Source organism: Mycobacterium sp. NGS59 (assembly GCF_059812345.1).
In genome coordinates this window covers 78,527-90,890 of sequence record NZ_JCALCN010000012.1, presented here as the reverse complement: position 1 = coordinate 90,890, position 12,364 = coordinate 78,527, and the positions used below count along the sequence as shown (strand labels likewise).

Annotated in this window: 10 protein-coding genes and 1 pseudogene; 7 read left to right on the top strand and 4 right to left on the bottom strand. The window is 65.7% G+C overall.

Going from position 1 to position 12,364, the window contains the following annotated elements; translation table 11 throughout:
• Positions 1–790: 790 nt before the first annotated feature.
• The 3 genes and pseudogenes from AC5Y46_RS15350 to AC5Y46_RS15340 form a co-directional block, all read right to left on the bottom strand.
• Entirely contained in the window at positions 791–1,129 is a 339-nt protein-coding gene (locus AC5Y46_RS15350; protein WP_232004375.1) for a DUF4189 domain-containing protein, read from the bottom strand.
• 611 nt (positions 1,130–1,740) lie between these two features.
• Positions 1,741–1,907: pseudogene (locus tag AC5Y46_RS15345) on the bottom strand (DUF732 domain-containing protein); the annotation flags it as partial.
• Between the two features lie 296 nt (positions 1,908–2,203).
• Positions 2,204–3,474, bottom strand: a protein-coding gene (locus AC5Y46_RS15340; RefSeq protein ID WP_499992037.1) for an IS3 family transposase whose coding sequence is annotated in 2 segments (ribosomal slippage) — positions 2,204–3,201 and positions 3,201–3,474 — 1,272 coding nt in all. Because the reading frame shifts where the segments join, the coding sequence is not laid out codon by codon here.
• A gap of 147 nt (positions 3,475–3,621) precedes the next feature.
• On the opposite strand from AC5Y46_RS15340, the gene AC5Y46_RS15335 reads away from it, so the two are divergent.
• From AC5Y46_RS15335 to AC5Y46_RS15305, 7 genes are all read left to right on the top strand, one after another.
• Positions 3,622–4,590, top strand: a complete 969-nt coding sequence (locus AC5Y46_RS15335; protein WP_499946343.1) for a pirin family protein — start codon at positions 3,622–3,624, stop codon at positions 4,588–4,590.
• A 2-nt stretch (positions 4,591–4,592) separates the two neighbouring features.
• Entirely contained in the window at positions 4,593–5,237 is a 645-nt protein-coding gene (locus AC5Y46_RS15330; RefSeq protein ID WP_499946342.1) for a TetR/AcrR family transcriptional regulator, read from the top strand.
• Between the two features lie 53 nt (positions 5,238–5,290).
• Positions 5,291–6,223, top strand: a complete 933-nt coding sequence (locus tag AC5Y46_RS15325; RefSeq protein ID WP_499946341.1) for a class I SAM-dependent methyltransferase — start codon at positions 5,291–5,293, stop codon at positions 6,221–6,223.
• Positions 6,220–7,161: a class I SAM-dependent methyltransferase gene (locus AC5Y46_RS15320; protein WP_499946340.1), complete on the top strand. Its 942-nt coding sequence runs from the start codon at positions 6,220–6,222 to the stop codon at positions 7,159–7,161. The genes AC5Y46_RS15325 and AC5Y46_RS15320 overlap by 4 nt, the downstream gene beginning before the upstream one ends.
• 104 nt (positions 7,162–7,265) lie before the next feature.
• Positions 7,266–8,696 carry an aldehyde dehydrogenase family protein gene (locus AC5Y46_RS15315; RefSeq protein WP_499946339.1) on the top strand — a complete coding sequence of 477 codons (1,431 nt, stop codon included), beginning with the start codon at positions 7,266–7,268 and terminating at the stop codon, positions 8,694–8,696.
• A gap of 39 nt (positions 8,697–8,735) precedes the next feature.
• A complete protein-coding gene (locus AC5Y46_RS15310; protein WP_499946338.1) occupies positions 8,736–9,596 on the top strand; it encodes an SDR family NAD(P)-dependent oxidoreductase in 861 nt (286 codons plus the stop codon).
• Positions 9,597–9,624: 28 nt separating this feature from the next.
• Positions 9,625–10,593 (top strand): NADPH:quinone oxidoreductase family protein, encoded by a 969-nt coding sequence (locus AC5Y46_RS15305; RefSeq protein ID WP_499946337.1) that lies wholly within the window; start codon positions 9,625–9,627, stop codon positions 10,591–10,593.
• Here AC5Y46_RS15305 and AC5Y46_RS15300 read toward each other — a convergent pair.
• Positions 10,590–12,305: a PE family protein gene (locus AC5Y46_RS15300; RefSeq protein WP_499946336.1), complete on the bottom strand. Its 1,716-nt coding sequence runs from the start codon at positions 12,303–12,305 to the stop codon at positions 10,590–10,592. The two genes, AC5Y46_RS15305 and AC5Y46_RS15300, sit on opposite strands and share 4 nt — an antisense overlap.
• Positions 12,306–12,364: the final 59 nt, after the last annotated feature.

Here is a 12,364-nt window from a genome sequence, read left to right as displayed (position 1 = left end):
CCTGGTGACTACCAAAGTGCTGCAGGCATTCTCAGCGACCTCAACGTTGCAGATCCAAGCGGCCCCGGTGCAGCGGCCGCCGACCCCGCAGGACTGACGAGGATAGCGACAGCTCAAGTCAAGCACGCCTCGCCGCTCAACGCCGTCGTGGAAGCTATCGACGACCCTGCTGACACACCCGGACGCAACCGTCAATCTGACGCCGCCGTTACCGCACCATCTTCCCGGGATTGCGTACGTGTAGCCATCAGCGATTTACGCGGCGGCTTCGCTTGTGGGCGAAAGCTGTGCGCGTTTGGCGGCACGCCGTTGCCCGCTCGGCGAACCGGCGATCGGTTTGTGGCTGCGGTGCACGTAGGCCGACAAGGCCTTCCTTGATTCCTTCGGTGACCTCGGGAATATCAAAGCGATGCCCCGAATCCTGGGAAGGGCACGAGCAACTGAGTCCGCTGTAGGGGTCTCCCGGATCAGCCGTAACCGCCGAGGCGGTACCGCCGATTACCACGCCCGTCGCGGCCACAACGGCCATCAAGTGCTGCAGGCGCCTGCCATGGAGCGTCATCGCGTCCTACCGGCTCTCGACACTGAGACCAGCGAACCCGAATCCGACGTCAGCCCAGCCATCGGCGGCAGGGCTCGGAAATATCCCTAACAGGTGCAGCACCGTCGGCGAACACATAACTCTATATACGGTAGCCCTGTACGGTATGGCGATCAACCGCCTGGCGCCTGCGCTCGCATGGCCGGATGCTCTACCCCGCGGAACGTTGGCGCCCAATCCTCAGCGCGCTCAGTTGCATACCCAGCTGACGACCGTCCCACCGCCAAGCCTGTTCAAAGCATCGGTTTCGGCCGCGGCACGCGAAAAACCCGTTCCACCACGGTAGTTCACGCCGTCGGAAGCCACCGCGCCACACAGATTGAAGCTGATCACGACGCGGCAGTCCTTATCGTTGCAGCGATCGACTGCGACCTGTTCGGCTTGTGCCTTGGCGGGGTAACCCTGCGCTGTACCCCAAGCGCCGCTCGGGGCATAGGCGATCGCGCCGTAGCGCATCACGTGCGGCACGGGCATCTCCGGCCGCATGCCCATCTCAGACATCGCAGCTTTGTCCAGATTGGCGCTCACCTGCGGAACCAGCGGAAGCGCTATGGCCATCAGCCCGGCTGTGGCACCGACGCTTGCGACTGCTACTGCGATTTTATGCCGTCTCTTAGTTGTCATTGTCTTGATTCCTCTCTTGTACATTCCCGTGTGTGATGATTTGGCCCTGTTGTGCTGTGGGCGAGAGACTTTCGACCGAGGCCAAACACGCTCTGCTCCAGACTCTTAGGCGGATTAGGGATGGTGCGGTATTGAAGGCGGTGTCGGCACCGTGGTCTGCCGTGGCTCGTTCTCCTTCCCGGGTTCCATACCTTTGCCTGCCCCCATCATTGGGCAGCTGCTGCGTTCGCCGCCGCTTGATGGTGGGTGCCCGGCGCTCGGGCCATTCGTGGCGCGGGACAAGAAGAAACCGGCAAAAAACAGCAGGGCTACGACGAAAACGACACCGGCGGTAGTGCCGACGAGCACCCACGCCTGGTCTAGTGGACTCGGCGGATTGGATTGGTGCGCGCGGCTGGCATGCTCTGCTGCCGTGCGAGGCTCCTGCGATCCTGATGTCTGCGTCATGTAATAGATTTTTCGGCAAAATACCCCCTGGGGGTAGGGACTAAAGTCACCAAAAGACTAGTTTTGTTCGGCGCATTCGCAACAGCGGGGATCTCTTTTTTTCGAGCAGAGCGAGAAATTGGTCGTCTTGGTCTGGGTGGGCCGCTGCTGCGCCGCCGCGCAGAATGGCGGTGCCGGTGATGACCGCGAGGGTGGTGACGAGCGCGCCGACGTGGATGGTGATTCTGGTGGACATGCCCTGTGGTCTTTCTGCCATGTAGGCGTTCGCCTGGTGGGGCCGTGCGCCTACTTTCTACTTGCCTGCGCTGGTTTCAGGCGCGGCGACGTCGTTGCGGCGCTTATTCGTTCGCGATTCGCCCAGGGGCAGGAGCGACTATGATTCGCATGTAAAGGAACAATTCCTGCCGGCAGATTGCACCAGGAGTTCTGGTCGCCTCGGGCATAAAACCGTGGCCGTTTTCGCCGCGGCTGGTCGCCCCTATCAGTCCGGCAAGGCCAAACTGAGCTACCCCGGGTTTTGTACACACTCGGTTACTGGTGTGCCTCCGTTTTGGCGGCGGCGTCTTGAGCGTAGTAGTTCGCTTCGAATTCGGTGGGGGGTATGCGGCCCAGACGGTGCATGAGCCGGCTGGTGTTGTACCAGCTGACCCACTCGGCGGTGAGTAGTTCCACGTCGGCTAACCGGTGCAGCGGGCCGCGGCGAAACGGTGAGTCGTTGCGTACCGCTTCGGTCTTGTAGAGCCCTATCGTCGTCTCTGCGAGGGCGTTGTCGAAGGCGTCGCCCACTGATCCGACTGATGGTCGTAGTCCGGCCAGCATCAGGGTTTCCCCGAACCTCACCGATGTATATTGAGACCCCGCATCTGAGTGGTGAATTGTGCTGCCCGTCAATGGAATACCTTCCATTGACCTCAGGTTGGCGGCTTGGCGGATCGCTGACTCGACGAATGCGGTGCGCTTGTTGGCACTGCACTGCCAGCCCACGATGCGCCCGGCGAAGGCGTCGATGACAAACGCGGTGTAGACGAACACCCCGGTGCACAGCCGTAGGTAGGTGAAGTCGGCTACCACCAGCACGTTGGGGGCTGGCACCGTGAACCGGCGGTCCACCAGGTCTGGTGGTCGGATCGCGCACGGATCGGCCACGGTAGTGCGCACTTTCTTGGTCCGTGTCACCCCCTGCCAGCCGTTGGCCCGCATGAGGCGCTCCACGGTGCATCGGGCCACCTCGATGCCCTGCCGGCGCAGGTGAGCCGACATCTTCCTCGCCCCATACAGTGACTCCGGCTTGCGGCGGCCCTTCTCGTCGGGCTCGTAGTAGCCGGCCAGAATTTCGGTGATCGCCATGTCCCACAGGGCCCGCTTGCAGGGCTGCCTGCTGCGCCAGGCGTAGAACGTTCTCGGGGCGATCTGACAGCCATGCTCGGTGAGCACCCTACAGATCGGAACGACCCCAAACCGAGCGCGATGCTCGGCGATGAACGCACAGATCAACGGTGTCGCGGGTCGCTCGCCCGCGCAAAGAAACTTGTTGCCGCCTTCAGGATCTCGACGGTTTCTTCCAGCTCGCGGTTCTTCCTTCGCAGCTCCCGCAACTCCTGGGACTCCCGGGTGCTCATCCCCGCCGCTTGACCGTCATCGACTTCGGCCTGACGCACCCACTTACGCAGCGTTTCGGTACTCATCCCCAACCGTGTGGAGATGGCCCGCATCGCCGCCCACTCCGTCTCGTAGTCCTCGCGATGCTCCCGGAGCAACCGGACCGCCTTGGCCTTGACCGCCGGGTCGTATTTGCTTGGCATCGTGCCATCCTTCCCTCGAAAGAAGGTGCGCACGAAACCCGGGCTGGTTCAACCCGGCTTGCCTGGCGACGCCTCGACCAGAGCGCAGCCAGGAATAAACGGACCCGAGTCCGGTTGTACTGGGTATCACCGACTCAGGAGGTACCTATGCCCGCGATCACCGCAGACACGTTGACGTTGCCGAGGGTGGCACCGGCCGGACCCGCCGACGCCGAGCGTCCGGTCCGATCCGTCACCACCGGGCCTCGGGGGTATGAGGGCCTGGGATTCCCGGTGGTCCGGGCTTTCGCCGGAGTCAGCCCCGCCGCGCTGGACCCGTTCGTGCACATGGACCAGCTGGGCGAGGTGGACTATCAGCCGGGCGAGCCGCGCGGCACCGACTGGCACCCGCACCGCGGCTTCGAAACCGTGACATACCTGATCGACGGCAAATTCGCCCACCAGGATTCGCACGGTGGCGGCGGATTGATCGGCGACGGCGCCACCCAGTGGATGACGGCCGGGTCGGGAATCCTGCACATCGAGACCCCACCCGCCGAGATGGTGGACAGCGGCGGGGTCTTCCACGGCATCCAGCTGTGGGTGAATCTGCCCAAGCGGGACAAGTTCGCTCCGCCGCGTTACCAGGCCATCGAGGGCGGCGACGTCAAGCTGCTGGCATCCGAGGACGGCGGCTCGCTGCTGCGCATCATCGCCGGCGACGTGTCGGGCCACCACGGTCCCGGAGTCACCCACACACCGATCACCTTGGCGCACGCGACCATCGAAAGCGGTGCGCGACTGAACATCCCGTGGCGCCCCGACTTCAACGCGCTGGTCTACGTGCTGTCCGGGGAGGGGACGGTCGGTGCGGCGGGCCGCCCGATCAGGCAGGGTCAGCTGGCGGTCCTCGGTCCGGGTGATCGCATCACCGTGGCCGCCCGGCTGGGCCGGAACCCCATGGACGTGTTGCTGCTGGGCGGGCAACCGCTTCGGGAGCCGGTATTCCACTACGGCCCGTTCGTGATGAACTCCAAGGCCGAGGTGATCGAGGCCCTGGAGGACTACCAATCGGGCAAGTTCGGAAGTATCCCGGCGAACGCGCTAACGCCGCGGCGAGGCGGTGGCACACTCTAGTAATGCCGCATGTGGCAAGTCGCGGGCCCGGGCGCCCCCCCGCTGCAAAAGCCGACGAGACGCGTAAACGCATCGTGCGGGCGGCCCGTCAAGTGTTCAGCGAACGTGGCTACGACGGCGCGACGTTCCAGGCCATCGCGATCCGCGCCGACCTGACCCGTCCCGCGATCAACCATTACTTCGCCAGCAAGCGGGTGCTGTACACCGAAGTCTCCGATCGGACTACCGACCTGGTGGTCAACGCCGGCATCGAACGGGCGCGGGGCGAGCAGACGCTGTTGGGCCGGGTGGGAGCCTTCGTCACCACAGCGATCGAGGCTGACACCGAAAACCCTTGTACCGCAGCATTTTTAGCTACTGCCGTGCTGGAGTCGCAGCGGCATCCGGAGCTGCGACGGACCGAGAACGACACGGTGCGGATCACCCGAGAATTCCTGATCTGGGCCGTCGACGAGGCCCGCGAGGGCGGGGAACTCGCCCCCGGCATCGACGGCGACCGACTGGCGGAGGCTTTGCTGCTGATGCTGTGCGGGGTGGGTTTCTACGCGGGCTTCGTCGGCAGCTTCCAGGAGGTGGAGAACATCCTCGGGACGCTGGGCCAGCTGATCGGGGGGAATTTGTGGAGCCCCGCCGCCAGCCGGCAGTGACCTGACCCACGAAGCGTATAGTTTACCTAAGTTATTAGGTAGCATGGATGGTCATGACGGATCTCCACACGCCCTCGTTGCGTACCGCCGGCGACAGCTGGCTCATCACCGAAAGCGTCGGCGCCACCGCGTTGGCAGTAGCCGCATCGCGCGCGGTGGAGACGGCCGGGCCGGACCCGCTGATCCGCGACGAGTTCGCACAGGTGCTGGTCGCCACGGCCGGACCGGCGTGGGCCAGGCTCGCCGACCCGAGCATCGCCTGGCTCGACGGCGACGAACACGGCAGACGCCTGCACCGGGTGGGTTGCGACTACCAGGCGGTGCGCACCCGCTACTTCGACGAGTACTTCGGCAGCGCCGTGCGGGACGGTATCGGGCAGGTGGTGATCCTGGCCGCCGGCCTGGACTCGCGGGCATACCGGTTGCAGTGGCCGACCGGGACCCAGCTATACGAGATCGACCAGCCCAAGGTGCTGGAGTACAAATCCGAGGTGCTCGGTTCCCACGGTGCGGTCCCGTCGGCAACCCGGCATGCCGTCGCGGTGGACCTGCGTGAGGACTGGCCGGCGGCGCTGATCGAGGCCGGGTTCGACCCGTCGCGCCCCACCGCCTGGCTGGCCGAGGGGTTGCTGGCGTATCTGCCCAGCGACGCCCAGGACCGGCTGTTCCAGCTGTGCACCGCACTGAGCGCGCCGGGCAGTCGTCTCGCCGTCGAGGCATTCACCATGGTCGTCGACGGCAACCGGCAGCGCTGGGACCGGATGCGGGACCGGCTCGGTCTGGACGTCAACATCGGCGCGCTCACCTACCACGAGCCGGAGCGTTCGGATCCAGCACAATGGCTCACCGACCACGGCTGGCAGGTCCACAGCGTGGACAATCACCAGGAAATGGCCCGGCTGGGCCGTCCGGTACCCGAAGATCTGGTCGACGAGGCCATCACCGCCACGCTGATGTGGGGCCACCTGGCAGGAGTGCAGAAATGAGCGGATTACGCAGCCACGACGACACCTGGGACATCAGGACCAGCGTCGGCACCACGGCCGTGATGGTCGCCGCGGCGCGGGCGGTGGAAACCGAACAACCCGACGCCCTGATCCGGGACCCCTACGCAAAACTCCTGGTGACCAACGCCAACGCCGGAGTGCTGTGGGAGGCCATGCTCGACCCCGCCGTCGCGGCCAAGGTGGAAGCGATGGACGCCGAAGCCGCGGCCATGGTCCGGCACATGCGCGGTTACCAGGCGGTGCGGACCCACTTCTTCGACACCTTCTTCCGCGACGCCGTCGCCACCGGGATCCGGCAGGTCGTCATCCTGGCGTCGGGCCTGGATTCACGGGCGTATCGACTGGACTGGCCGGCCGGGACCACCGTCTTCGAGATCGACCAGCCGCAGGTCCTGGAGTACAAGTCGACGACCCTGTCCGAGAACGAGGTGACGCCGTCGGCCGACCGCCGGGCGGTGGCGATCGACCTGCGCCAGGACTGGCCGGGCGCGCTGCGCGACGCCGGCTTCGACCCCACCGCACCGACGGCGTGGCTGGCCGAAGGGCTGCTGATGTACCTGCCCGCCGAGGCGCAGGACAAGCTGTTCACCCAGGTCAGCGAGTTGAGCGCGCCAGGCAGCCGCATCGCTGCCGAAACCGCACCCGCGCACGCCGACGACCGCCGCCAGCAGATGCGCGAACGGTTCAAGAAGGTCGCCGAGGAGATCGGGCTGGAAGAGACCATCGACGTCGGCGAGCTGATGTATCGCGACGAGCACCGGGCACCGGTCGACGAGTGGTTGAACAGTCACGGCTGGCGGGCTGTCGCCGTGAGCTCCCCCGACGAGATGCAGCGACTGGACCGCTGGGTGGTCGACGTGCCCATGGCCGACGACAAGGACGCGTTCTCCGACTTCGTGATGGGCGAGCGGCTGTAGCGGCGCCTTCTGTCCATTCCTTCCGGGTGACTAGGATCGGGAGTTATCACCCACGAGCGACCGCTGGCCGACGGCTGCGGGCACCTCGGGAAGGAAGGACAACGATGACCACCGAATCCCCGCCCGCCCCCCCGCAGTCGCAAGCTGCCGAAGACGTCGACATCGCCGGAACCGTCGACCGCCTGCGCCGGACGTTCGCTTCCGGACGCACCCGCAGTTACGAGTGGCGCAAGCACCAGTTGCTGCAGCTGGCCAAGCTGGTCGAGGACAACGAACCGGCCATCGCCGCCGCGCTGGCCGAGGACCTGGACCGCAATCAGGTCGAAGCGTTCATCGCCGACATCGCCACCACCGCCGGTGAAGCCAAGTACGCGGCCAAGAAGCTGAAGAGATGGATGCGCCGCAAGTACCTGCTGCTGGAGGCGCCGCAGCTGCCCGGCCGCGGTTGGGTGGAGTACGAGCCGTACGGCACCGTGCTGATCATCGGCGCGTGGAACTACCCGTTCTATTTGACCCTCGGTCCCGCGGTCGGCGCGCTGGCCGCCGGCAACGCCGTCATCCTCAAACCCTCCGAGATCGCCCCGGCGTCGTCGCGCCTGATGGCCGAGCTGGTGCCCAAGTACCTGGACACCGACGCGGTCGCGGTGATCGAGGGTGACGGGTCCGTCACGCAGGAGCTGATCGGGCAGGGCCTGGACCGCGTGCTGTTCACCGGCGGCACCGAGATCGGCCGCAAGGTCTACGAGGGCGCCGCCAAGCACCTGACCCCGGTCACCCTCGAACTGGGCGGCAAGAGCCCGGTGATCGTGGCCGCGGACGCCGACGTGGACGTCGCGGCCAAGCGGATCGCCTGGATCAAGATCATGAACTCCGGGCAGACCTGCGTCGCGCCCGACTACGTGCTGGCCGACGCCACGATCCGCGACGAGCTCGTCGACAAGATCGGTTCCGCGCTGACCAAGTTCCGGGCCAACGACAACCAGGCCGGTATGCGCATCGTCAACGAGCGCCAGTTCGACCGGTTGACCGGGTACATCGACGCGGCTGAAGCGGACGGCAAGGGGAAGGTCGCGGTCGGCGGCAAGTCCGACGCGTCCAGCCTGCGCATCCAGCCGACCGTCGTCGTGGACCCGGATGTGGACGGACCGTTGATGCAGAACGAGATCTTCGGCCCGATCCTGCCGGTCATCACGGTCACGTCGCTGGACGAGGCGATCAATTTCGTCAATGCCCGGCCCAAGCCGCTGTCGGCCTACCTGTTCACCAAGACGAAGGGAACCCGCGAGCGGGTGATCAAGGAGGTGACGGCCGGCGGCATGCTGATCAACCACCTCGCCTTCCAGGTGTCGACGGCCAAGCTGCCGTTCGGTGGCGTCGGCTCCTCCGGCATGGGCGCCTACCACGGGAAGTGGGGTTTCGACGAGTTCAGCCACCGCAAGTCGGTGCTGACGAAGCCGACCCGCCCCGACTTCTCCAAGATGATCTACCCGCCGTACACCGATCGGGCTTTCAAGCTGGCCCGCAGGCTGTTCTAGCCTGAGCCGTCCACTTATTGCGTTGCAGAGAGGAAACTGATGCCCGGAGTGCAGGATCGTGTCGTCGTAGTAACCGGCGCCGGCGGGGGATTGGGTCGTGAATACGCCCTGAACCTCGCCCGGGAGGGCGCCAGCGTCGTGGTCAACGACCTCGGTGGTGCCCGCGACGGCACCGGTGGCGGGTCGGCGATGGCCGATCAGGTCGTCACCGAGATTCGGGACGCCGGGGGCCGCGCGGTCGCCAACTACGACAGCGTCGCCGAAGCCGACGGTGCGGCCAACATCATCAAGACCGCGCTCGACGAGTTCGGCGCCGTGCATGGTGTGGTGAGCAACGCCGGGATCCTGCGCGACGGCACCTTCCACAAGATGACGTCGGAGAACTGGGACGCCGTGCTCAAGGTGCACCTGTACGGCGGCTACAACGTGATCCGCGCGGCCTGGCCGCACTTCCGCGAGCAGAGCTACGGACGCGTCGTGGTGGCCACCTCGACCAGCGGGTTGTTCGGCAACTTCGGCCAGACCAATTACGGCGCAGCGAAATTGGGCCTGGTGGGTCTGATCAACACGCTGGCACTCGAGGGCGCCAAGTACAACATCCACGCCAACGCGGTCGCCCCGATCGCGGCCACCCGGATGACCGAGGACATCATGCCCAAGGAGGTGCTGGAGAAGCTGACCCCGGAGTTCGTCGCGCCGGTGGTGGCCTACCTGTGCACCGAGGAGAACCCGGACAACGGCTCGGTGTTCGTCGTCGGGGGCGGCAAGGTGCAGCGGGTTGCGCTGTTCCAGAACGACGGGGTGAACTTCGACAAGCCGCCGACGGTGCAGGATGTGGCGGACGAGTGGGGCCAGATCACCGATCTGTCGGCCGCGCAAAAAGCTGGATTCAAGCTCTGACCGATCCGGCGAAAGCACCTCGCGCTTCATGAAAGCTTCGGTAGTACAAGAGCTTTCCGGTCCGTCCGGCCTTGTCTACACCGATGTCGAGGACGTATCCGATGGCGGTGGCAACATCGTCATCGAGGTACGCGCCGCCGGGGTGTGCTTCCCCGACCTGCTGCTGACCAAGGGCAAGTACCAGCTGAAGTTGCCGCCCCCGTTCGTGCCCGGGATGGAGACGGCCGGTGTGGTGCGGTCGGCGCCGGTGGACTCGGGTTTCCGTGTGGGCGAACGGGTTTCGGCATTCGGTGTGCTCGGCTGTTATGCCGAGCAGGTGGCCGTCCCGGTGTCGCACGTGATTCGCAGCCCGGCCGAACTCGACGACGCCGAATCGGTGTCGTTGTTGGTCAACTACAACACCATGTATTTCGCGCTGTCCCGGCGCGCGGTGATGCGGCCCGGTCAGACGGTGCTGGTGCTGGGCGCGGCCGGCGGGGTGGGCACCGCCGCCGTCCAGATCGCCAAGGCGATGGGCGCCAGCCAGGTGATCGGCGTGGTGCACCGCGAAGCGGCCATGGCCTACGTCAAGGCCCTGGGTGCCGACCAGGTGCTGCACCTGAGCGAAGGCTGGGTCGAGCGGGTGCTCGCGCACACCAACGGCCAGGGGGTGGACATCGTCGTCGACCCGATCGGTGGCAAGACTTTCGACGACGCGATCCGCGCGCTGGCGATCGACGGCAAACTGCTGGTGATCGGGTTCGCCGCGGGCAGCATCCCCACCCTGACGGTCAACCGGTTGTTGCTGCGCAACGTCGGCGTGCTGGGCGTGGCCTGGGGCGAATACCTCAACAAGGTTCCGGGCTCGGCGGTGCTGTTCTCGTCGGGGCTCAACCAACTGGTTTCGTTGGGCCTGAAACCGCCTCCACCACAACGCTATCCGCTGTCCGAAGCGCGAGCCGCGCTGCAGAGCCTGGACGACGGCGGCGTGCTCGGCAAGGTCGTGCTGGAGCCTTAGGCGAACAGGCTGTTGATCTCGGCGACGATGTCACTGGCCGCGTGCTGGAAGACCCGCACTTCGAACCCGGCCATCAGGACTCCCAACCCCACGGTCGCGGCGGCCGGCTTGCCGAACGCGTTGATCAGTCCGTTGACCGGATCTCCGTTGAGCGCCTGCAGTATTCCGTCGCCGAACAGGCTGATGTTGTAGGCCGGGAGGGCGGTCACGGCGGCATTGAGGATGTCGGTGGTGGGCAGCACAGTCGAGTAAGCCGACGCGGCAACGGCCGATGCGGTGTAACCGATCTTGAGGTTCGCGTTCAGTGCCGACTGGACGAAGTTCTGCGGCGACGACAGTGAGTACTGCGCGCCGGCCAGGATCTTGTTGCTGAGTCCCGCCGTGTCGACCGTCGGGATCAGCTCGACGAAGTCCGACGGGCCGATCAGCGAGACTTCGTGGCCGAAGTCGGCGATCCCCTGCTGGACTCCGGCGGCCAGCGCGGAGATGATCTCGCCGGGCGGCACCGGTGGGATCACGCCGAACCCGGTGGCGACGTTCGGCGGATCCGGTGACCAGCCGTTGGTGGTGCTGCCATACCCCAGGTTCACGATGACTTCGGTGCAGGGCTCGACGAGCGCGGCGAGCGGGTGACCGATGATCGGGATGGCCCGCAGCGGGGACAGGATCGGCAGGTTCTCGGTGGGAACCATGAAGTACTCGGTCAGGGTTGGGTGGGTGGTGTTCGTCAGCTGGATCGCGTTGGCCAGCGTTATGTCCGACAGGAACGGATAGCGGCCGTGTAGCTCGATGATGCCCAGGAATGCGTTGATGTCGGACACCACGTTGAGCGGGTATTGCGGGAAGCCGCCGAATCCGTCGTACTCGATGGTGTAGATGCGCGACGGGAACGAGTTGTCCGGGGTCGCCACGCCGAACACGTCCAGACCCAGGCTCGGTAATGCGAGCCCCGGAAAGCGCGCCAGCAGACCGCCGTTCGGATTGCTCGGATTGCCGACCAACGTGAAGTTCAGATGCTCGAACGGGCCGCCCGCCGGCACCGGCGTGTTGGTGGGGTTGAGCGCGATCATCTCCATCGAGGCGATGACCGCGCTCTGGGAGTAGCCGAACACGTTGACCTGAGTAGCGGTGAGTTTGCCGAAGGCGTCCCGAATCGCGTTGTCCAAGATGGTCAAGCCGCGCGCCGCCGACACGTCGAACGTCAGGTCCTTGATGCCGGTAAGGGGATACAAACCCTCGGGGGTGTTGATGCCGAGGTTGATTCCGCCGCCCCAGATCGGGTCGATATAGGCAAGGGGAATGCCCTGGATGTAGTCCTCGATCGGGATCGGATATCCGCTGGCGCCCATCACCAGCGTGAAGACACCGGCGGCAGGGGCTGCGGCGACATTACCGAGCAGCGACCGGATCGGCGACAGAACCGGATTGAGTGCGTTGCCGACGGCGTTGGCCAATTCGGTTTGTACGTAAGCCAATCCGCCGCCGGTCAGGATGCGGGCGAACTGCTCCTGGAACGCGGTCGCCTGCCGCGCGGCACCCTGGTACTCCGCGGCGAAGTCGTTCATCAGTTGCGCGAACGCGACCGAAACCTCGTCGGCGGCCGCGGCCAACACACCCGTCGCCGGGGTCGCTGCGCCGATCGCGGTGCGAAGTTGTTCCAGATCGGCTGCGGCAGTTGCGATCAAGTCCGGCTGAACGGCCAGGTACGACATGAGCCCATCCTTCGAATGACGAGGCCCCCCTGCCAGAGATCAGCTTAGGCCGACTGACG

Bases quoted from the DNA above. Each gene is read 5' to 3' on its own strand.
- AC5Y46_RS15335 (WP_499946343.1), top strand. From the start codon at position 3,622: ATGCCCGCGATCACCGCAGACACGTTGACGTTGCCGAGGGTGGCACCG.
- AC5Y46_RS15325 (WP_499946341.1), top strand. From the start codon at position 5,291: ATGACGGATCTCCACACGCCCTCGTTGCGTACCGCCGGCGACAGCTGG.
- AC5Y46_RS15315 (WP_499946339.1), top strand. From the start codon at position 7,266: ATGACCACCGAATCCCCGCCCGCCCCCCCGCAGTCGCAAGCTGCCGAA.
- AC5Y46_RS15310 (WP_499946338.1), top strand. From the start codon at position 8,736: ATGCCCGGAGTGCAGGATCGTGTCGTCGTAGTAACCGGCGCCGGCGGG.
- AC5Y46_RS15320 (WP_499946340.1), top strand. From the start codon at position 6,220: ATGAGCGGATTACGCAGCCACGACGACACCTGGGACATCAGGACCAGC.
- AC5Y46_RS15305 (WP_499946337.1), top strand. From the start codon at position 9,625: ATGAAAGCTTCGGTAGTACAAGAGCTTTCCGGTCCGTCCGGCCTTGTC.
- AC5Y46_RS15300 (WP_499946336.1), bottom strand. From the start codon at position 12,305: ATGTCGTACCTGGCCGTTCAGCCGGACTTGATCGCAACTGCCGCAGCC.
- AC5Y46_RS15330 (WP_499946342.1), top strand. From the start codon at position 4,593: ATGCCGCATGTGGCAAGTCGCGGGCCCGGGCGCCCCCCCGCTGCAAAA.